The 20,865-nt window shown below is 64.7% G+C and carries 18 protein-coding genes; 1 reads left to right on the top strand and 17 read right to left on the bottom strand.

What is annotated here, in order from left to right; translation table 11 throughout:
* Window positions 1-16: 16 nt before the first annotated feature.
* The 16 genes from QCE83_RS31100 to QCE83_RS31025 form a co-directional block, all read right to left on the bottom strand.
* Window positions 17-1,135 carry a hypothetical protein gene (locus tag QCE83_RS31100; protein WP_309820162.1) on the bottom strand — a complete coding sequence of 373 codons (1,119 nt, stop codon included), beginning with the start codon at window positions 1,133-1,135 and terminating at the stop codon, window positions 17-19.
* 439 nt (window positions 1,136-1,574) lie between these two features.
* Window positions 1,575-3,575: an acyl CoA:acetate/3-ketoacid CoA transferase gene (locus QCE83_RS31095; RefSeq protein ID WP_309820160.1), complete on the bottom strand. Its 2,001-nt coding sequence runs from the start codon at window positions 3,573-3,575 to the stop codon at window positions 1,575-1,577.
* A 95-nt stretch (window positions 3,576-3,670) separates the two neighbouring features.
* Complete coding sequence (locus tag QCE83_RS31090; RefSeq protein WP_404985945.1) at window positions 3,671-5,596, bottom strand: potassium transporter Kup; 1,926 nt, start codon at window positions 5,594-5,596, stop codon at window positions 3,671-3,673.
* A gap of 155 nt (window positions 5,597-5,751) precedes the next feature.
* Window positions 5,752-6,588 (bottom strand): ThiF family adenylyltransferase, encoded by an 837-nt coding sequence (locus QCE83_RS31085; protein WP_309820158.1) that lies wholly within the window; start codon window positions 6,586-6,588, stop codon window positions 5,752-5,754.
* A 72-nt stretch (window positions 6,589-6,660) separates the two neighbouring features.
* Window positions 6,661-7,395, bottom strand: coding sequence for an ABC transporter ATP-binding protein (locus QCE83_RS31080; RefSeq protein ID WP_309820156.1), 735 nt, complete (start codon window positions 7,393-7,395; stop codon window positions 6,661-6,663).
* A 176-nt stretch (window positions 7,396-7,571) separates the two neighbouring features.
* On the bottom strand, window positions 7,572-7,946 hold the full coding sequence (locus tag QCE83_RS31075; RefSeq protein WP_309820154.1) for a DUF1493 family protein: 375 nt from the start codon (window positions 7,944-7,946) through the stop codon (window positions 7,572-7,574).
* A 29-nt stretch (window positions 7,947-7,975) separates the two neighbouring features.
* The gene (locus QCE83_RS31070) at window positions 7,976-8,356 is read right to left on the bottom strand and encodes a DUF1493 family protein (protein ID WP_309820152.1); all 381 of its coding nucleotides are present in this window, start codon (window positions 8,354-8,356) and stop codon (window positions 7,976-7,978) included.
* Window positions 8,328-8,810, bottom strand: a complete 483-nt coding sequence (locus QCE83_RS31065; protein ID WP_309820150.1) for an STM2901 family protein — start codon at window positions 8,808-8,810, stop codon at window positions 8,328-8,330. Before QCE83_RS31065 ends, QCE83_RS31070 begins: the two co-directional genes overlap by 29 nt.
* Before the next feature lie 12 nt (window positions 8,811-8,822).
* Window positions 8,823-9,293, bottom strand: a complete 471-nt coding sequence (locus QCE83_RS31060) for a type VI secretion system tube protein Hcp (RefSeq protein ID WP_309820148.1) — start codon at window positions 9,291-9,293, stop codon at window positions 8,823-8,825.
* A 136-nt stretch (window positions 9,294-9,429) separates the two neighbouring features.
* Window positions 9,430-11,373, bottom strand: coding sequence for a branched-chain amino acid ABC transporter ATP-binding protein/permease (locus QCE83_RS31055; RefSeq protein ID WP_309820146.1), 1,944 nt, complete (start codon window positions 11,371-11,373; stop codon window positions 9,430-9,432).
* Between the two features lie 10 nt (window positions 11,374-11,383).
* Complete coding sequence (locus QCE83_RS31050; RefSeq protein ID WP_309820144.1) at window positions 11,384-12,256, bottom strand: branched-chain amino acid ABC transporter permease; 873 nt, start codon at window positions 12,254-12,256, stop codon at window positions 11,384-11,386.
* A gap of 86 nt (window positions 12,257-12,342) precedes the next feature.
* Window positions 12,343-13,551, bottom strand: coding sequence for an ABC transporter substrate-binding protein (locus QCE83_RS31045; RefSeq protein WP_404986158.1), 1,209 nt, complete (start codon window positions 13,549-13,551; stop codon window positions 12,343-12,345).
* A 356-nt stretch (window positions 13,552-13,907) separates the two neighbouring features.
* Window positions 13,908-14,897 (bottom strand): dihydroxyacetone kinase subunit DhaK, encoded by a 990-nt coding sequence (dhaK, locus tag QCE83_RS31040; RefSeq protein WP_309820141.1) that lies wholly within the window; start codon window positions 14,895-14,897, stop codon window positions 13,908-13,910.
* A 21-nt stretch (window positions 14,898-14,918) separates the two neighbouring features.
* Complete coding sequence (gene dhaL, locus QCE83_RS31035) at window positions 14,919-15,554, bottom strand: dihydroxyacetone kinase subunit DhaL (protein WP_309820140.1); 636 nt, start codon at window positions 15,552-15,554, stop codon at window positions 14,919-14,921.
* Between the two features lie 82 nt (window positions 15,555-15,636).
* Window positions 15,637-17,475 (bottom strand): glycoside hydrolase family 15 protein, encoded by a 1,839-nt coding sequence (locus QCE83_RS31030; protein ID WP_309820139.1) that lies wholly within the window; start codon window positions 17,473-17,475, stop codon window positions 15,637-15,639.
* A gap of 106 nt (window positions 17,476-17,581) precedes the next feature.
* Window positions 17,582-17,806 (bottom strand): hypothetical protein, encoded by a 225-nt coding sequence (locus tag QCE83_RS31025; RefSeq protein ID WP_309820137.1) that lies wholly within the window; start codon window positions 17,804-17,806, stop codon window positions 17,582-17,584.
* Window positions 17,807-17,947: 141 nt separating this feature from the next.
* Between QCE83_RS31025 and QCE83_RS31020 the strand changes: the two genes are divergently transcribed.
* A complete protein-coding gene (locus QCE83_RS31020; RefSeq protein WP_309820135.1) occupies window positions 17,948-19,567 on the top strand; it encodes a Na+/H+ antiporter in 1,620 nt (539 codons plus the stop codon).
* Here QCE83_RS31020 and QCE83_RS31015 read toward each other — a convergent pair whose 3' ends face one another.
* Entirely contained in the window at window positions 19,568-20,836 is a 1,269-nt protein-coding gene (locus tag QCE83_RS31015; protein WP_309820133.1) for a hypothetical protein, read from the bottom strand. It abuts the gene before it with no gap.
* Window positions 20,837-20,865 lie beyond the last annotated feature (29 nt).

Raw genomic sequence — 20,865 nt, 5'->3', positions numbered from 1 at the left:
CCGTGGGCGTCGTTGCTTATCCCGCGACGGCAAGCTCGCCCGCGCGCGCGCCGTTGGTCACTTCCGCCACGCCGTCGACATAAACGTGACGCGGACTCGATGTCGCAAGCAGATGCGCGAAGCCCGCACTGCCCTCGCCGCCTTGCCATGCATGCGGCCGGTCATACAGGCACAGATCGGCACGCATGCCCACGGCGAGCGAACCCAGATCGCGCAGTCCGAGTGCGCGCGCCGCGCCGTGCGTCAGCGAATCGATCCAAGCGTCGCACGCGGCGTCCGGACAGGCGCCCATCTCCGCCGCGCCCTGCGCGAGCCGTTGCAACGCGCCGGCATCGAATGAGCAAGCCAGCGCCCGTGCGTTGAGCCAGTGCGCCCAGAGCCGATGCTCGATCAGCGACGCCCGCACGAGCGGCGCGCCGCACACGAGATTCACATCCGTTTCCGCGATGAACGCCGCGTCCTGACGCGAAATGTCGGCGGGACCGAATAGCGTGGTCTCGCGGCTCAGGATCGACAGGTAGGACAGCAGTCCGACCTCGGTGAAGTAGCGCGTCTGCCGATACTCGCGCTCGTCGTCATGCGAAGGGCACAGCTTGACGCACAGGCGCTTGCGCAGACGTTCCGCCGCCGATGCCACCGCAAGCAGCGACGCAGCCGACCAGATCCGCGCGGGCACCACGGCGGGAAGAAGCATGCAGCGCGGATCGGGTGTGTCGAACAACGCGTGCAGGTCGGCTTCCGGCGGTTCGTCGAGTTCGATGTAGAGCAACCGGCGCACGCCGCCGCTGCCCGCAAATGCGCAGGCATCGGGAAAGCCGCGCTGGAACGAGCCGGCGGTGGTGACGCCATGAGTGAGCAGCAGATTCGAGTGTTCGCGCCATGCGTCGGGCGCGATGCCGGCGTCCGCATCGATGAGGCCGGGGACGCAAACGAGATCGGCGGCATCGAGGCGATCCGTGCGCACGGATTCGCGCGGAGCCAGAATGCGTGCGATGCGATCGCCGTCTATTTCCAGATCGCCGCGCACGAAACGATGTGTGAGCGAATCGAAATACCATGCATCGGACAGCACCCACTGATTCGCATGACACGCAAGCTGATCCAGCGCATTCATCTCGGCCCCCGTGTGCGTCATGCCGAGCCCCGGATGCGACTGTCCAGGCATGAATCGGCACGCACGACGACTGTCCTCGCGCGGCGCAGATGCGCCTGACCGCAATGGCTTCGGTTCAGAATAGAAGTGCTATCCGGCGTGCGCCGCGGGTCTTGCGCAGCGCTTTCCTCGCGTACTGCGACGGGTTTTGCGTTTGCGAACCCGCGCAGCTTTCCGGAGTGAAAACATTTTCTTCAGCGCGTTGACCGGCCGATGTGCGGAAAGCCACAGAGCCGCGAGCGGGCCGATGCGTGCGGCTTCGTTCGGTGCGATGCGCCATGATCGTGCGGAGCGCCTGTCGGCGGGGCTTTCGAGTGCTTTTATGGTGCCTTTTTAGCGCCGTTTTTGTGCATTGCGCCCGCCGGCCATGGCCGATAGGCGCTATGCAATGGCCGCTATGCGCACCGCGTAATCGGCCGCTTCACTCTGCGGCGCGCCTCGACTCGTGTTCTCGCGCCTCTTCGGGGCTTTCGTAGATATACGGCGCAACGCCGCGGCGCTTCAGCGCATCGCCCAGCTTGAGGCGCAGGAAACTGCTGGTGGTGTAGCGCGTCACGCGCTCGTACAGCGTATTGACCAGGCGCGTGACCATCTCCGAATAGGCGTCGAGCATGTCGGGACGGATCGAGAAGTTGTCGTAGTTCACGATGGCATGCGGACGCGTCCTCGCCCCGCTCAGTTGCTTTTCGACTTCACGCTGGATCGCCTCGACGTCGCTCGCATTCTGAACCTCGTGTCCTTCGAAATTGATGAAGAACAGATTCTTCTCCGCGTCGTAACTGAAGCGCTCCGACAGATCCAGCCGCAGCAGCAGCGTGCGCAAGCCCATGGGCGCATCGCGGAAGATGCGTTCGTCCATCAGGCGCGGCGGCGGCTCCATCAGCGGCGCGAAGCCCATCCTGGCGACGATGTCCCGCTCGATGTCCACGCCTGGCGCCACCTCCGTCAGCCGCAGCCCGTGCTGCGTGAGCTCGAACACGCAGCGTTCGGTGATATAGAGCACGGTCTGGCCACGCTCGGCCGCGTACCGGCCACTGAAGGTCCGATGCTCGACCGCGTCCACGAACTTGACGCAATCGCCGTCACGACGGATGCGCAACTGGCCGTCTTCTATCGCGAGGTCCAGCTTGCCCGCATTGAAGGTGCCGACGAACACCACTTTCTTCGCGGCCTGGCTGATGTTGATGAAGCCGCCCGCGCCCGCCAGCTTCGGGCCGAACTTGCTGACGTTCAGATTGCCTTCGCGGTCGGCCTGCGCCAGACCGAGGAACGCGATGTCGAGACCGCCGCCGTCGTAGAAATCGAACTGATACGGCTGGTCGATGATCGCCTGCGTGTTGGTGGCCGCGCCGAAGTTGAGGCCGCCCGCCGGAATGCCGCCGATGACGCCCGGCTCCGTGGTCATCGTGAAGAGGTCGATGACCTGCTCCTCGTTCGCAACGCTCGCGATGCCCTCCGGCATGCCGATGCCGAGATTGACGACGCTGTTGGCCATCAGCTCGAAGGCCGCACGGCGGGCGATGATCTTGCGTTCGGTGAGCGGCATCGGCGGCACCGAACTCGCGGCCACGCGCAGTTCGCTGGAGAATGCCGCGCTGTAGGGCTCGCCGAAGATCTGCCAGTGATTGTCCGGCCGCGCGAGCACGACGCAATCCACCATCACGCCCGGGATTTTCACCTGACGCGAGTTGAGCGTGTTGGATTCCGCGAGCCGCTCGACCTGCGCGATCACGATACCGCCCGAATTGCGCGCGGCCATCGCGATGGACAGCGCTTCCAGCGTCAGCGCTTCCTTTTCCATCGTTACGTTGCCGTTGAGGTCGGCGGTGGTGCCGCGCACGATGGCGACATCGATCGGGAAGGTCTGGTAGTACAGATACTCGGTGCCGTCGATCGGCATGAGCCGCACGATATCCTCGGTGGTGCGCGCGTTCAGCTTGCCGCCGCCGTGACGCGGATCGACGAAGGTGCCGAGACCCACGCGCGACAATTGACCTGGACGATGCGCGGCGATGTCGCGGAACAGCTGCGAAATCACGCCTTGCGGCAGGTTGTACGCTTCGATCCGGTTGTCGATCGCGAGCTTCTGCAATCCCGGCACAAGCCCCCAGTGCCCGCCGATCACGCGTTTCACCAGTCCTTCGTGCGCCAGATGATTGAGGCCCTTGCTCCGCCCGTCGCCCTGGCCTGCCGCGTACACGAGCGTCAGGTCCGCGACGGGCTCGGCGCCTTCGCGAAAGCGTTCTTCCAGCGCCATCGCCACTTCCTCGGCAAAGCCGATGCCGACGAAGCCGCTCGTCGCGAGCGTATCGCCGGAACGGATCAGCCGCACGGCCTCGTGCGCCGACACGATCTTGCCGCGCTCGACGAGCCGGGCGGTGGACGGAAACGGCTGGCGGGTCGGCGGACTGCTGGCGGTCATGGCGTCTCCTGGAAGATGTGATCTTGCTTGCACCGGCTTGCATCGATTTGCACCGGGTGCAGGTCTCGTGAAGTCTGATCAGCCGATTTCCGCCGTCATATCTCGACGCGCGCGCCCAGTTCGATCACGCGATCGGCGGGCAGGCGCAGGTACGCCGCCACATTGCCGACGTTGTGCAGCATGATCGCGAAGAGCCGCTCGCGCCATAACGCCATGCCGTGGCCCGGAGTCGGCACCACCGAGGCGCGGGACAGGAAATAGGAGATCGTCGCGCGATCGAACTTGAGCCCCGACGAACGACACGTCTCCAGCGCGGCGGGCAGGTCCACTTCGTCCTTGAAGCCATAGTTCACGGTCAGCTGGAAACAGCCGTCGCCGAGTTGCTGCAACGAGACGCGGCGCCCTTCCTCGACCCAGGGCACCGGCTCGGTCGCGACGGTCAGGAAGACCGTGTGTTCGTGCAGCACGCGGTTGTGCATCAGATTGTTGATCAGCGAATGCGGCACGGCGTTCGGATCGTTCGACATGAAGATTGCCGTGCCCTCCACCCGCGCCGGCGCCTTGGCATGCAGGTTCGACAGGAACTGCCGCAGCGGCATCGTGCCCGCGCGCACGCGCGCTTCCTGCACCATCAGTTGTGCGCCGCGTCCCCAGGTGGCCATGATGGTGAACATCAGCAGGCCGATCGCCAGCGGAAACCAGCCGCCTTCCCTTATCTTGAGCAGGTTCGCCGAGAAGAACATCGCGTCGATCACGAAGAAGAACGCAGTCGCGAACAGGCACAGGGCCCAGTTCAGATGCCATGCATAGCGGAACACGAAGAAGGTCAGCACGGTGGTGATGAGCATCGTGCCCGTCACGGCGATGCCGTATGCGGAGCCGAGCGCCGTCGACGAGCCGAAGCCCAGCACGGCGGCGACCACCGCCAGCAGCAAGGTCCAGTTGATGCCCGGCACGTAGATCTGCCCGATCTCCCGCGCCGAGGTGTACACGACGCTCATGCGCGGCAGAAAGCCGAGCTGCATGGCCTGCTTGGTCATCGAATATGTGCCGGAGATGACCGCTTGCGAGGCGATGACCGTCGCGATGGTCGACAGCACCACCATCGGATACAGCAGCCACGACGGGAACAGCCGGTAGAACGGATTCTGCAGCGCGGCGGGATCCGCGATCAGCAGCGCGCCCTGCCCGAGATAATTGAGCGCGAGCGCCGGAAAGACCACCGCGAACCAGGTGAGGCGGATCGGCAGCGCGCCGAAGTGACCCATGTCGGCATAGAGCGCTTCGGCGCCGGTCAGCGACAGCACCACGGCGCCGAGCGCGACGAACGCAAGCCAGCGATGATGCACGCAGAACGCGAGTCCTTCGAGCGGATCGAGCGCGGCGAGAATCTTCGGCATGGCCACGATGTTCATGACGCCCGATACGGCCAGGATCACGAACCACACCACCATGACCGGCCCGAAGACCGCGCCGATGCCCGACGTGCCGTGCTTCTGCATCAGGAACAGCGCCACCAGCGCGACGAGCGTCACGGGCACGACATAGGGCTGCAGGCCGGGCGCGGCGACGTCGAGCCCTTCCACTGCGCTGAGCACCGAGATCGCCGGCGTGATGACGCCGTCGCCATAGAACAGCGCGGCGCCCATCACGCCGATCAGCAACAGCGTCTGCTTGAGGCGCTTCTTCGATTCGACCGAGGACGCCGCGAGCGCGAGCAGCGCCATGATGCCGCCTTCGCCGTGGTTATTGGCGCGCAGGATCAGCGTGACGTACTTGAGCGAAACGATCAGCGTGAGCGACCAGAAGATCAGCGAGACGATGCCGATCACATTCGCCGGTTGCAGCGCGAGACCGCCGGCGGGATCGAACACGGTTTTCAAAGTGTAAAGCGGGCTCGTGCCGATGTCGCCGTACACGACGCCGAGCGCCGCCAGCGAGAGCCCCGCCCACGCCGTGCGGCCGTGCGGACCGGGCGCGTGCTGGTCGCCGGCCGGCATGCCGGGTGCAGTCGATCCCATGATTCCTCCCTGCGTTCTGGAGCCGCTGCGTATGCCGCGGCCGATTTGTCAGAGGATGAGCGTCTGCCTGATTGTCTCGATAGCAGTATAGGAACGGTTGCGGGCTTGTGTTCGGGTTCGTGCTCGGGTTCAGGTTCGTGTTCGTGCAGCGCGACTCACGCGTAGCGGATCTGCGCGACGGCGCGCAGGTCGTCGGCGCTTGCCGTGCCGTAGCCGAAGAACTCGAGATAGGCGGGAATCATTTCGAACAGCATGTCGGTGCCTACTTGCACCTTGCAGCCTTTGTCCATCGCCGCGCGCAGCAACGGCGTGTATTCCGACTTCATCACCACTTCGCCGACGAAAGTGGAAGGCGCGATGCGGTCGATATCGAACGGCAAAGGATCGCCCTCTTTCATGCCGAGCGGCGTCGCGTTGACGATGACGTCGAAACCGTCGGGATCTTTCGTGTCGGTGCGCACGGTCAGTTGCGGATAGTGCTCGCGCAGACGTGCTGCAAGTCCTTCCACCGACGCCGTGTTCATGTCGAAGATCGCCAGTTCGGCGACACCGGCGGCGGCGAGCGACGCGGCAATCGGCGAACCGACGCCGCCGCTGCCCAGCACCAGCACGCGTGCCCCGTCGAGCTTGCAACCCTTACGCTCGACGCCGCGCACGAAGCCTGCGCCGTCGAACTGATCGCCCAGCAGCGTGCCGTCCGGGCGCTTCAGGATGGCATTGCACGCGCCGGCGATGCGCGCGGTCGGACTGACTTCATCCATCAGGCCGAGAGTCGTGATCTTGTGCGGCATCGTGACGAGCGCGCCGCGGATATTGGTGAGATTGAACAACTGCGGCAGGAAGGCGACGAAATCGTCCGGTTTGACGCCCATCGGCACGACGACGGCATCGATGCCTTGCTGGTCGAACCACGGGTTGTAGATCATCGGCGCCATGAAGGCTTCGGTCGGGTAGCCGAGATGGGCGATGAGGGTGGTCTTGCCGCTGATCATGGCCGCTCCTTGTGCAAGGTCAGGCCGCGCGGAAAGCGCGTGCCTCATCCATGATAGTGCGGTTCGCCGCGATCAGTGGCTCGCGCCCAGGTAGGCCGCCTTGACCGAGGGATCGTTGCGCAACTGCTCCGCCGGGCCATGCGTGGCGACCCGGCCGTTCTCCAGCACGTAGCCGTAGTCGGCGACGTTGAGGGCGGCCGCCGCGAACTGTTCGACCAGCAGCATCGTGACGCCGTCCGCCTTCAGGCGCTCGATGATGCGGAACACTTCGTCGACGAGAATGGGTGCCAGGCCCATCGACGGTTCGTCGAGCAGCACGAGATCCGGGTTCAGCATGATCGCGCGCGCCATGGCGAGCATCTGCTGTTCGCCGCCGGAGAGCGTGCCGGCCAGTTGATAACGGCGTTCCTTCAGGCGCGGAAACAGTTCGATCGCGCGTTCGAGATCGGCGTCCACGTCGCCCTTCGGACGCGCCCAGGTGAGGCGCGGGAACGCGCCGAGCAGGAGGTTGTCGGTGACGGACATCGTCGCGAAGACGCGGCGGCCTTCGGGAGAATGCGCAAGACCCAGGCGCGCGATACGGTGCGAGTCCAGCGAGTCGATACGCCGGGTGTTGCTGCCGACGCCCATGGTGATTTCGCCTTCGGTGGCCTTGATCATGCCGGAGATGGCGCGCATGGTGGTGGTCTTGCCCGCGCCGTTCGAGCCGATCAGGGTGACGACTTTGGCCTTCGGCACGTGAAGCGAGATGCCGTGCAGGACCTTGACTTTGCCGTAGCCGGCGTGGAGGTTGTTGATGGTCAGCATCGTGAGCGGGCTCTCTTCGTCTTCGTCTTCGGCGCGGGTTGTGCGGTGGGTGCTTTTTCCGGGGTGCTTTTTCCGGGGTGCTTTTTCCGGGGTGCTTTTTCCGATTAGATACCTGTGGTGTGCGCGGGTCTATTAGCAACGGCCCTCGCTTGGGACGGGATTTCGTGGATGCAGGATCAGGTGCTTTGGTCGTGGATGTGGCGCAGCGCGGCGGTGTCCCATCTGCCCATGTCGATTGCGTGCTGAAGCATTGCGAGGGTCAAAGGCTCCGCCTCTCCATAATCGACAACTCCCCATCTTTTGAGCAGCCACTTCGTTAGAAAAGGAATTCTGATTCCGCGGTACGGGAAGTATCGATTGAAGTCGTAGTCGCCCAGATCGACGGTGAAGCGTTCGAAATACTCTTCGAGCAAATCCGCCGCCGACTCTGGCAGCATTTCAAGGTCTTCGTCCAGACGGTCACTAAGGACAAGGGGCTGATGCCCGGCCTTGTATCCGTGGTTCAATACGACAGCCTCCAACTCAGCCAAGAGTGCCAAGGGTTCTGTCATTTGATCGACCTGTGGTGATCGCCAAGACTTCACGGGCCCTTGCCTTGTTCGCCCACGCGCCGCAGCTCGTCAGTGTCCCATCGGCCCATGTCGATGGCGTGCTGAAGCATGCCGAGGGTCAGGGGTTCTGCAACGCGGTAATCAATCAGCCCCCGCCTCTTGAAAAGCCACTTCGTCAGAAATGGAATGCGGATTCCGAGAAATGGATAGTATCGGTTGTAAGCGAAATCGCCCAGATCGATGGGAAACCGTTCGAAATATTCCGCGAGCAGGTCCTCTATCGACTCGGGCGCCATCTCAAGTTCTTCGTCCAGGCGGTCGCTGGGCAGGAGTGGTTGATGCCCTGCTTTGTAGCCGTGGTTGAGAACAACAGCCTCAAGTTCAGCCGAGAGTGCCGGTGGTTGCGTCATTGATCCTATCCCTCGGTTGAACAAGCGCGTTATACCGCAGCATCGTCTTCACATGAATTGCGACTAGATCGTAAGCGGCGACCGGTACTGAAAGCCATGGCACCCACCGACCGACAAAAGCGCCCAGATGCTTTGTCTTGCTCACACGTGGTGGTAGATAGCCGATAAGCGTGGGAAGGCGTTTCTTGATTTTAATATCCAGCAATTCGCGGCAAATCACGGATGCGAGGGAGGTGCCTGGCATCGCCATGTTCACCTTCCCGCGCGTGCCCAGCATCGGCGCGCCCAACACAACCGCAAACACAGCAGCAACCTCAACAACGTCGAAGTGCTCGCAGATGACCTCCACCAGCACGCAGAGATAAACCTCCTCTTTGGTGAGATCATGGAGGTCACCATAGCTATAGAGGGTGTGCGACAAATCCCCATCGCTGACAAGCGCTTCGTAGCTCACGTCCCGCCGCCGTTATCGAAACTGCCGCAGATCGATCACTGCCGTCACCGCGCCCATCGTGCCGCCGGTGATGCTTTGCGGGAAGTACTCCTGCTTCATGGTAGCGAAGGAGAGACTGACCGTCTCGACTGCCATGCTGCCTCCACCGGCCGGAGACACGTGCGTGATGACTACATCGCCGAGCGTTATTCGAAAGTATTCGAACGGCACCCCACCCGCTTTTCGCAAGGTGAGCTTGACCTGCCTGATGCGTGTCCCATTGAAGCAGTACACCGCGAGGTTAGGCGAGGCGCGGTCAATCTGGTGTATGAACGTCAGGTCGCCTACGCTGGCTTTGGATGCCCCGCCACCCGAGCCTGACATGTTGGCGGTGTTTTGCCGGATGTCCCAGTTCCATGAACTAGCCTGAATGGCACGAGGGTGCATTGCGTCCGGAGACTCACCGTCGATACCGTCGATGTCTACAAAAATATCGCCAGACATGGGTCTCCACGCTCGGCCGAGGAAGCCGCTCCTCAGCGGCGGAATATCCTGACCGCTGAAGTCGGGATAAGTCGAGGTGACGGCAGCTTATCGCTTGCGCGAAAACCTGATAACCCCGAAAGATCCGAAATCGCCCTCAAACCGCCTCAGCCGCCTGCCCACCGAGATAAGCCTCGATAACCTTCTCATTGGCCTGAATCTCCGCCGGCTTACCTTCCGCAATCTTCTGCCCGAAATCCAGCACGGAAACGGTATCGCACACGCTCATCACCACGTCCATGTGATGCTCGATCAGCACTACCGTGATCCCGTGATGCCGCACCTTGCGAATGATTGCCACCAGCTCGCGGATATCCGGCGCAGTCAGCCCCGCCGCCGGTTCATCGAGCAGGAGCAGTTGCGGATCGAGCGCCAGCGCCCGGGCGATTTCAAGCAGACGCTGCTTGCCATAAGGAAGATTGCGCGCCTCCTCGCCGGCCACATGTTCCAGTCCCACGAAGCGCAGCATGTTGAACGCCCGCTCCCGTGCCGCGAGTTCTTCGCGCCGGTAACGCGGACTCATCACGCCGACATCCGCCAGGTTCGATTTGAACGTGTGATGCAATCCGACGAGCACGTTCTCCAGCGCCGTCATCTCCCCGAACAACTGCACGTTCTGGAACGTCCGCGCAATGCCCGAAAGCGCGATGCTCGACGACGTGCGTCCCGCGAGCGACTGCCCTTCATAGTCGATGGCGCCCGCCGTCGGCACATAGATTCCTGTCAGCACGTTCATCATCGTGCTCTTGCCCGAGCCGTTCGGTCCGATCAGCCCGTGGATCGTGCCGCGCTTCACCGTCAGGTTCACATCGTTCAGGGCCTTCAGTCCGCTGAACTGCATCAGCACGCCGCGCACGTCGAGGATCGCATCCGTGCCCGCAGCCTCGACCGCCGATACCGCATCGTCCTCGCGCGTCTGGTTCGCGAGTTCTTCGGTATCCACCTTGGTCACGCGCACGCGGCCGAGATTCAGCGTCTTGCGCACGAAGCCGACAATGCCGTCCTGCAGGTAATACACGACGAGCAGGATCATCAGCCCGAAGATGGTCAGACGCCAGTCGGTGAGCGCCTCGATCCAGAACGAGAACACGGCGAGCCCCGCCGTGCCGATCACCGGCACCGCCACTCGCTGCACGGTCGTGGTCTTGCGGGCCAGCGCCAACGCGGCGCCCAGCACGACGATAACCGCCAGCGCCGTGGCAACCACGCGGAAGTTCGAGATATCGTCGAGCAGTTTCGGCAGCAGGACGATCACCGTCGAGCCGATGATCGCGCCCGTCCGCGTCTTGCGTCCGCCCATGATGATGGCGAGCAGGAACAGGATGGTCAGTTCGAAGTTATAGGTATTCGGCGAGATGTACTGCTCCGAATACGAATACAGACAACCGGCGAGCCCCGCGAAACCCGCGCTGATCACGAACGCATAGACCTTGTAGCGATACACCGACACGCCCATGCAATCGGACGCGATCGGGCTGTCGCGCAAGGCTTCGAACGCGCGCCCCAGATGCGACTTCAGCACCCGATGCACGACGATCAGCGACACCACCAGCAGCGCCGCGACGAGCCAGTAGTACTGCACCTCGTCGAGCCGATGTCCGGCGAACGACGGCTTCGGGATCTTGAGTCCCATCGGGCCGTTGGTGAGGAAATCCATCTCGTTGATGAGGATCTGGATGATCGTGCCGAACGCGAGCGTCACCATCGCGAGATAGGGACCGGACACGCGCAGCGCGGGCAACGCAAGGATCGCGCCGAAGCCGGCCGTGACGAGGATCGAAAGCGGCGCGGTCACGTAGAACGGCATGCCGAGCTTGATGAACAGCACGCCCGCCGTGTACGCGCCCACGCCGAACAGCCCTGCATGACCCAGCGAGACCTGTCCGGTATAACCCACCACGATATCGAGCCCGAACAGCAGGATCGCGTAGATCATGATGGTTTCGACGAGATGGATGTAATACGGATTGCCCGACGCCAGCGGAAACACCACCAGCGCGGCCAGGCCGAAGAGCGCTGCGATCCAGTTCTTTGCTTTCATCGTGGCCGCCTCAGACTTTCTTGATCGCCGTCTTGCCGAACAGGCCGGCGGGCTTCACGGCCAGCACGATCAGCAGCAGCACGAGTCCCGGCACGTCCTTGTAGCCGGTGGAGATATAGAAGCCGGTCGTCGTCTCCGCGATGCCCAGGATCATCCCGCCGACGATGATCCCCATGCCGCTCGACAGCCCGCCGATGATCGCCACCGCGAACGCCTTGAGGCCGAGCACGGCACCCATCGTCGCGCCCGTCAGCGTGAGCGGCGCGATCAGCACGCCGGCGAACGCGGCCGTCAGCGAGGACAGCGCATACGAGAACGTGATGACCAGCCCGGTGTTGATGCCCATCAGCGCGGCGGCGTCGCGGTCGTTGGCGGTCGCGACCACGGCCTTGCCGAAGATCGTCTTGCGATTGAAGAACTCCACCGCGAGCATCATGACGAGCGCGCCGCCGACCACGAGCAGTTCCATCGGCAGCACGTTCGCGCCGAAGACCTTGAGCGGCGCTTCCGGCAGCGGCGAAGGAAAGCGCAGGTCGTCGCGGCCCCACACGTTCTCCGCGACGTTCTTGAAGATGATGCCGAGCGCGATGGTCGACATGATCCAGCCGAACTCGGACTTGATGCGAATGGCGGGCCGCACGCCGATGCGCTCGACGAACGAACCCTGCACGAGCCCGAACAGGCAGACCAGCGGAATCATCAGCCAGTAGTTGACGCCCGCCGACACCAGCGTCAAGCCGACGAGCGCGCCGAGCATCAGCGCGTCGCCCTGGCCGAAGTTCAGGGTGCCCGAGGTGGCGAACGTGAGTTGATAGCCGAATGCGATCACGGCGTAGATCATGCCGAGCGCGATACCGCTATAGACGAGTTGCAGGAGGATCATCGTCGGGCACCAGGATAGAGCATGAAAAAGCCGCCCTCGCCTCCCCGGCGAGCGCGGCTTCGATCGGCATGTCGGGACGGCCGGCCTTAGTTCGTCGCCGTCGTCTGCTTGGTGCGCAGCGTGCTGCCGCCCTTCTTGTCGGCGTCGTAGGCATAGACCACGCGGCCGCCCTTCACCTCGCCGACCACCGGCACGTTCGGGCTGATCGCCTCGTGATCGGTCTTCGTGAACGGCTTGTCATAGACCATCACCACGCCTTCCACCTTCGTGTTCAGGTTCTCCAGCGCTTCCTTGACCTTCGGGCCATCGGTGCTGTTGGCCTGCTTGATCGCCGCCGCGAGCAGATACACCGAGTCATAGCCCTGCGCCGCCGACACCGGCGAATCGATGCGTTCGTTCTTCGGCTTGAACTCCTTCAGATACGCCTCGATGAACGCCTTGCGCTTTGGCGTGTTGGCTTCCTGGATGAAGGTCTGCGGCATGCGCGCGCCTTCGCCGTTGCTGCCGGCATTGTCGATGTAGTTCGCCATCGAAAGCGTCCAGCTGCCGATCAGCGGCACCTTCCAGCCGAGCTTCGCCATGCCGTTCGCGATCTGCGCGAGTTCAGGCCCGATGCCATACGTCAGCACGGCCTCCGCGCCTGCTTCCTTCGCTTTCAGCAACTGGGCCGTCATGTCGACGTCCTTGATGTTGAACTTCTCGACCGCCACCGGTTTCACGCCCTTCGCGGCCAGCGCCTTCTCCAGGTCCTCGCGGCCGAGCTGGCCGTAGTTGGTCGAATCGGCGAGGATCGCGACCTTCTTGAAGCCGCGCTTCGTGACCGCTTCCTCGACGATCATCGGCGCCTGGATGCGATCGGCCGCGGCGTTGCGGAATACGTAGTTGTCGGGCTGGTCGTCGAACTGCTTCGTCACCACCGTGCCGGTCGCGACGTTGTTGAACACCGGGATCTTCGCTTCCTGGAAGAAGCGCTGCGAAGCGAGCGCCACGCCGGTGTTGATGTAGCCCACCACCGCGACCACCTTTTCCTTGTTGATGAGCTCCTGCGCGATCTGCACGCCGCGCTCGTTCTTCGCTTCGTCATCGCGCTCCACCAGCACGATCTGACGCCCGAGCACGCCGCCCGACTTGTTGATCTCGGCGGTCGCGAGACGTACGCCGTCGCGCATGCTCACACCCATCGACGACGAACCACCGGTGAACGGCCCATCGACGCCGATCTTGATCGGGTCGGCCGCGTGCGCCAACGAAAATGCGCCGAATGCGAGCACGCCCGCGATGAGCTTCATCTGCATACCCATGTGTGTCTCCGTCGCCTCGATCGTTATAAAAAGGTCGGCGCGACGAACCCTCGGCGCGCGTGCCCGGTCCCGCAGGTTTCTGCCCGCCGGCGCATGCAACGCTCTTAAATGAAATCTGCGTTATCGATTACATCGGCGGTGACCGATATTAGAAAAATGTAAGGATATGGCCATATTCGTACATACCCGAGGAGCACGCGCGCTGGCGCACACCGGATGCATCGCAAGGGTGCATGGCCTGGAATAAAGGCGGAGCGAGTCAGATGAGGGATGCGCTTGCACAGCATCCCAAAGCTTCTTGACGGCGTAACGAAAGGCGCCGTTTCGCGGGTATACGCGTAGCCGCTGTGCTACATGCCCCAGCGCAAACCCGCCGTGTGCACCGGGCTGTCCCAGTGACGGGTCATCTCGTCGTCGAGCGTACACAGCGTGATCGACGCGCCCGCCATTTCGAGCGACGTGGTCAGCGCGCCGACCTGCGAGCGTGCGATGCCGAGACCGCGGCCATCGAGCCAGCGGCGCACCGCGTCGTACAGCAGATACAGCTCGCCCAGCGCCGTGCCGCCCAGTCCGTTGACGAGCACGAGCAGGCGCGCATCGGCGGCGGGTTTCAGGTCTTCGACGATCGCGGTCAGCAGCTCGTCGGCGATCGCATCGGCGGTGGCGAACTTCGCGCGCCTGCGCCCCGGCTCGCCATGAATGCCGACGCCGATCTCGATCTCGTCGTCGCCGAGCGAGAAGGTCGGCTTGCCGGCGGCGGGCACCGTGCAGCTCGAAAACGCGACGCCCATCGACGCGATCCGTCCCGCCACGCGCTCGCCGAAGGTGCGGCACGCTTCCAGGTCCGCGCCAGTCTCGGCGAAGCTGCCCACCAGCTTCTCGACGATGACCGTGCCCGCGACGCCGCGCCGGCCCGTCGTGAAGCTCGAGTTCTCGACGGCGACATCGTCGTTGACGAGCACCGTGGCATTGGGCATCTCGCAGAGCTCGGACGCCATCTCGAAGTTCATCACGTCGCCCGAATAGTTCTTCACGATGAACAGCACGCCCGCGCCGGTGTCGGCGGCCTGCGCGGCGGCCAGCATCTGGTCCGGTGTCGGCGATGTGAACACCTGGCCGGGACAGGCGGCATCGAGCATGCCGTAGCCGACGAAGCCGCCATGCAGCGGCTCATGTCCCGAACCGCCGCCCGAGATGATGGCCACCTTGCCCGGCTTGAGCTCCTTGCGCACGATGAACGCCGGTTCGAGATTCACCGTGACGAGATCCGCATGCGCGGCGCCGAAGCCCGCGAGACTTTCGTTCAGGAAGTCATCCACGCGATTGATGAACTTCTTCATGTCTCCGTCTCCTTGTGAGGTTCAGGCCGCGTCTTGCGCGAGACGCGCGCAGACGGCCGCGATCATGAGCTGACTGGAACGCGCGCCCGGATCGATGTGACCGCGCGAGCGTTCGCCGAGAAACGAAGCGCGGCCCTTGGTGGCGAGCATGTCGCGCGTGGCGAGCATGTTCTCTTCGGCGACGCGCGGCAGCGCATCCAGTGCCTCCGCGCTCGATGCGCCCGCTTCGGCCAGCGCGGTGAACCGCTGCGCCACCGGGATCAGGACGTCCATCATGGTCTTGCTGCCGGTCGAGGTCTTGCCGCGTTGGCCGACTGCCTCGACGCCCGCTGCGAATGCGCGCGCAAATGCGGCGACGCTATCAGAGCCGTCATCGATTGGCGTCTTTGCCATGCCGGTCAGCATCGAGAAGAACAGCGGTCCGGACGAACCGCCTACCGTGGAGAGCGTCTTGGCCGCGGCGAGTTTCAGCGCGGGCGCGAACGCTTCGGCTTCGATCTGCGTGCGCAGCGCCACGAGGGCATCCATGCCGCGCAGCAGGTTGATGATGTGATCGCCGTCGCCGATAGCCTGATCCAGCGACGCGATTTCGTCGGCATGTTCCTTGAGCGACGCGTGCGCCGCGTCGATGCACGCCATGACCGTCTTGCCGTCCATGCGCCGATCCTCCGTTCACGGGCAGAGTGAGCGGAAAGGATACCGCGTCGTGCGGGATCACGTCGTTTGTCGAGCGGGCGCTTCAGGTCCACGGAACATGCACGCGGTCGAGATCCCGGTCGAGCTGATACGCGGCGCTGATGAGCGCGAGATGCGTGAGTGCCTGCGGAAAGTTGCCGAGCGCCTCGCCGCTGGTCGCGACTTCCTCGGAGAACAGGCCGACATGGTTCGCGTACGCGAGCATCTTCTCGAACACCAGCCGGCCCTCGTCGACGCGCCCCGCGCGCGCCAGCGCTTCCGCGTACCAGAACGAGCACGCGGAGAAACCGCCTTCGGTGCCGGGCAGACCATCAAGCGTCGGGCCGCGCGTATAACGGAAGATCAGCGGATCGACGCGCAGTTCGCGTCCGATGGCATCCAGCGTGCCGATCCAGCGCGGATCCTTCGGCCCGATGAAACGCACCAGCGGCATCATCAGCGTGGAGGCATCGAGCGTCTTGGAATCCGGGGTCTGCACGAAGCTTTGCAGTTCATCGTTCCAGAAGTGCTCGTGGATGTCGCGATGAATCTCGTCGCGGGTGCTGAACCAGCTGGCGAGCGGCGCGGGCAGCGAGCGCTTTTCCGCAAGACGCAGCGCGCGGTCCACCGTGACCCAGCACATCAGGCGCGAATGCAGCAGCGGACGCGTGCCGTTGCGGAACTCCCAGATGCCGTTGTCGGCATCGCGCCAGTGCTCGACCACGTAATCGACGGTGCGCGTGACGTGCCGCCAGCCTTCGTACGAGATTGCCGCGCCATACTTGTTGTACAGGTAGAGCGAGTCGAGCAACGCGCCATAGACGTCCAGCTGGATCTGCGCGCGCGCCTCATTGCCGATCAGAAGCTGCCCCTTCCCATCGCCGACGAGGCTGTCGAGTTTCACCTCCGCGAGCGCATCCTCACCGTCGACGGAATACATCACACGCAACTGCCCATGCGAACTGCAATCGCGGCTGCGTCCGGCGATCCACTTCATGAAGCCCTCGGCCTCGCCGGTATAGCCGAGCCGCAACAGCGCGTACACGCTGAAGGCGGCGTCGCGAATCCAGGTGAAGCGGTAATCCCAGCGGCGCGAACCATCCTGCGCCTCGGGCAGCCCGAAGGTCGGCGCCGCGACGATCGCGCCGAACTCCTCCGAACTCAGCATCTTGAGCGTGAGCGCCGACCGCAGCACCACTTCGCGATAGCGTCCGCGATACGTCGACCGCGCCGACCAGTCCTTCCAGTAGTCGATCGTCGCCGCCAGCACCGCGTCGTGTTCCGCCGCGATGTCCGCGAGGCCTTCCGGCAAGCCGAGGGCAAAGCACGCACAGTCGCCTTCCTCGAGTTCGAGCGTCGCACAGGCGCGCGCGCCGTCGAGCGACAGCGGCACGTTGGCGAGCAGTTGCACGGGCGGCGAGCCATCGGCGGGAATGAATTCGACGCCCCCCTCCACCGCCCGCGCCTCATGCTCCGCGCGCGCGTAGTCGAAACGCGGATCGCAGTTCACGTCCAGCGTCATGCGCCCATACACCAGCCGCACGATGCGCAGCACGCAGTTCGGCGCCTGATCGGCGCGCGGGGCATCGGCGGCCACCGGCATCAGGTCGAGCAGTTCGCAGACGCCGTCGCCGGTCATGAAGCGCGTGAGCAGCACGTTGGTCTCGGGCAGATACATCTGCTTGACGTTGGCGTGCGGCACGCGCGGCGTGATGGCGAACGAGCCGCCGCGCTCGCCGTCGAGCAGCGCGGCGAACAGCGTGGGTGAGTCGATACGGGGAAAGCACATGAAGTCGAGCGCGCCGCGCAGCGAGACCAGCGCGGCCGTCTTCATGTTGCCGATCATGCCGCGCCCATCGACAGGCAACGCGACCGGTGGAACCTGCTGGGGATGGTGTCCCATGACGTTGTGCTCCCGGCGAGCCGTGGTTGGCGTCGTCGGAGGAGAGCAAGTCATATTCCTGTCGCACGCGCCAGAACCGCGTTCGGCGCAACAAATACTGGACAGCTCAGCGCGCGGCCGCTTGCTCGGACGTCCCTGTGGCGGGTTCCGCCGGCGCGCTGCCGAACACCGGGGCGCTCGACGCGCCGTCCTGCACCGCCAGCGACGTGGCAGCCGGCACCGGCGCCTCCGCGTGACGTGACCGGCCGATGCTCGCGATATACACCACCGCCGCCACGGCAACGCCTATCAGCACCGCCGCCACCGCGAAGCCTGACGACTTTCGCCTCATTGTTCCTCCTGATCGGATACGATGTCCCCGGCTCGCGGGCCGGCCCCGCGCCGATGTTAGCAGCGCGAGCCGTCAAGACCGCGTGGCCCGCCGCGCATTGCAGCACCGATCGATCAAAAAAAACCGACCCGAGGGATATTCATGCACGCCGTCACGGCCTTCAATCTGGTGCTCATCTCGCTGATCGCCATCATCGCGCTCGAAGTCCTCGCGCGCAGGCTGCGTCTGCCGCCCGCCGCCGCGCTGCTGATCGGCGGCGTCGCCATGGCCTTCGTGCCGGGATTGCCGAAGTTCGAACTCGATCCCGAACTCGTGCTTGTCGTGTTCCTGCCGCCGCTGCTCATGTACGGCGCCTATTTCTTCGTATGGGACGACTTTAAGCGCAACCTGAGCGGCATCCTGCTGCTCGCCATCGGCGCGGTGGCCTTTACCACATTCGTGGTCGGCGTGGCCGTGCATCTCGTCGTGCCTGCGCTGCCATGGGCCGCCTGCTTCGCGCTGGGCGCGGTCGTCTCCCCGCCCGATGCCGTCGCCGCCAAGGCCGTGCTCGAACGGGTCGCGTTGCCGCGGCGCCTGATGGTGCTGCTCGAAGGCGAAAGCCTGCTCAACGACGCTGCCGGCCTCGTGCTGTTCCGCTTCGCGCTCGTCGCGGCGATGAGCGGCGTGTTCAGCGCGCCGCGTGCCGTCGCCAGCTTCGCGGGCCTCGCGATCGGCGGCGTGGTGGTCGGCATCGTGGCGGGGTACATCGCCGTGAAGCTGATGCGCGCGCTCGCCGACGACTATCTCGTCATCACCACCTCCATGCTCACCGCGTGGGTCAGCTATATGGCGGGCGAAATGCTCGGCGTGTCCAGCGTCATCGCCACCGTCACTTGCGGCATGATGGTCGGCTGGCATCAGCACGAAGTGTTTTCGGCGGCGCAGCGCATGCGCGGCACGGCCTTCTGGCAGGTCGTCGTGTTCGTGCTGGAGGCGCTGGTGTTCGTGCTGATCGGGCTGTCGCTGCGCGGCATCGCCGTGCGTCTGGGCGGCGTCGGCGATGCCTTCTCGCTGCTCGGGCCCGCCACTGCCGCGGTGATCGGCGTCGTGATCGTGTCGCGCTTCGTGTGGGTGTTCGGGGTCGAGGGGCTGAAAGGCATCGTGTGGTCGCTCAAGGGCCGCAAGCTCGAGGGCGCGGATGCCGAGGGTGCACGCGCCCTGCGGCCCGACTGGCGCGCGGCCACGGTCGTCAGCTGGGCGGGCATGCGCGGCGTCGTGACGCTTGCGGTCGCGCTCTCGCTACCTGAGGAAATGCCGGGCCGCGATCTCATTCTGTTCGCGGGCTTCGCGGTGATCCTCGTCACGGTGCTGCTGCAAGGTGCGACGATCGGTCCGCTGATCAAGTGGCTCGCGCTCGCGGCCGGGCATGAACGCTCGGCGCGGCATCTGAGCGAGCCGCAGGCGTGGGCGCGCATGGAAATCGCGCAACTGGCCGCCATCCAGCCGCTCGTCCGGGACGCGAACGGCGAGGTCATTCACCCGCGGCTGCTGGAGCAGTACACCTATCGCGCGGATTTGTCGTCGCGCTTCCAGAACGAAGAGGACTTCCCGACCGAGGCGCGTCATGCGCACTACGATGTCGTGCTCGCGGCCATCGCCGCGGGGCGCGCCGAGTTGCTGAAGATGCATCGCGGCGGGCAGATTCACGACGAGCTGCTGCATTCGCTCGAACACGACCTCGATCTGCAGGAGATCATCGCGCTGCATTCGCGCGGCACGTGATCAGTCGCCGCCGTCGCGAGAATGAGCGGGTGCGGCGAGCGGCAGGTCTTCCGACGCTTCATCGCCCGACATCCAGGCGAATGCCGTGACCGCCGTGCGCGCGTTGTTGCGCAGGCAGATCAGCCACCGGCCTGACGGCGCACTATGCGCCGTGGGCTGAACGGCGATGAGGATCATCGGCCGGGCGCCCCGCGCGCCCCGGCCGAGATGCACGACGCTGCACAGCGTATCCGCGCCCTGTCTGTAGACGCCGATCTCGCCACGCGTCAGCCACGCACTGCCGACGCCGTCCGGCGTCACCACCTGAATGTCGATGTCCGGGTCCGCGCCTGCGCCGTCGAGCCAGATCTCCGCGAAACTCGGCGACGCGCAAGCGGCGGGCACTGGCCACGGCAACGCAGCGTGCGTGATGAGGGTGCGGGTGTCGCGGCACTGCGCCCAGTTATCGGTGCCGGACGGAAGGATGATGGAGCACGCGCCGATGTCCATCAGCTCGTCGAGCGCGCCCTCGATCAGCGAGCTGCCGTCCTGCTGCCAGGCGACATCGCCGGCGTTCATGCTGACGAGCGGATGGCTGCGCGGCCCGCCGATATCGTGCGCCCGCTGCGCCACATAGCGGACGGCGTCGAGCAGGCTGGCGTCCGGGCTCGGCCCGACGCCGCCGCGTATCGTGCGGCTGCGGCGCTGGAGCTGTACGCCGATCATCGGCGGGCGTTCTTCTGGGCCGGCGGGCGGCCCCGGACGATGCAAGTGCGTCGGGTTCGACGTGGCGGATGCGTCGCTCAACAGCGCGTTCATCCGGTTCTTGAGCAGTTCGCCGCCGTATCCGAGGCCGCGCGCGCTGTTGGCCGCATCGTTCTGGTTCCAGAAACAATGAAAGCGCGTGTCCGTGCCGAACGAATGCTGTGCGTGACGCCGATGGAAAAATGACAGCTCTTCCTCGCACACACCCACGATCATGCGCGCCGGAAAGGCGCAGGCCGGTACGGGGCTGAGCGCCGCCCGGCCGTGCGGACGCACAGCGTGCGCCGAGGCGAGTGTCGTCATTCCCGTCAGCCGTTCGATTTTTCCGGAAAGATCGGTTCCGAGCCGTGTGAAGAACTCGCGCGTGACGTGAGCCGTGCAGAAGCGCGTGCCTTCGAGTCTGTCCGGTGGATCCCGATACAGCGCGGACATCCAGATCCACTCCTGCCAGCCATGGCGATCGATCTCCTGCGCGAGCTGCCGTGCGGTGAAACCGCCCCGCTTCAGTTCGAAGGCCACCGGCATGCGCGCGCCCGCTCCGCCAGCGGAATCTG

The organism is Caballeronia sp. LZ034LL (assembly GCF_031451215.1).
GTDB lineage: Bacteria > Pseudomonadota > Gammaproteobacteria > Burkholderiales > Burkholderiaceae > Caballeronia.
Note: the sequence above shows the minus strand (reverse complement) of the source record. Positions and strands in the feature narration are given on the sequence as shown.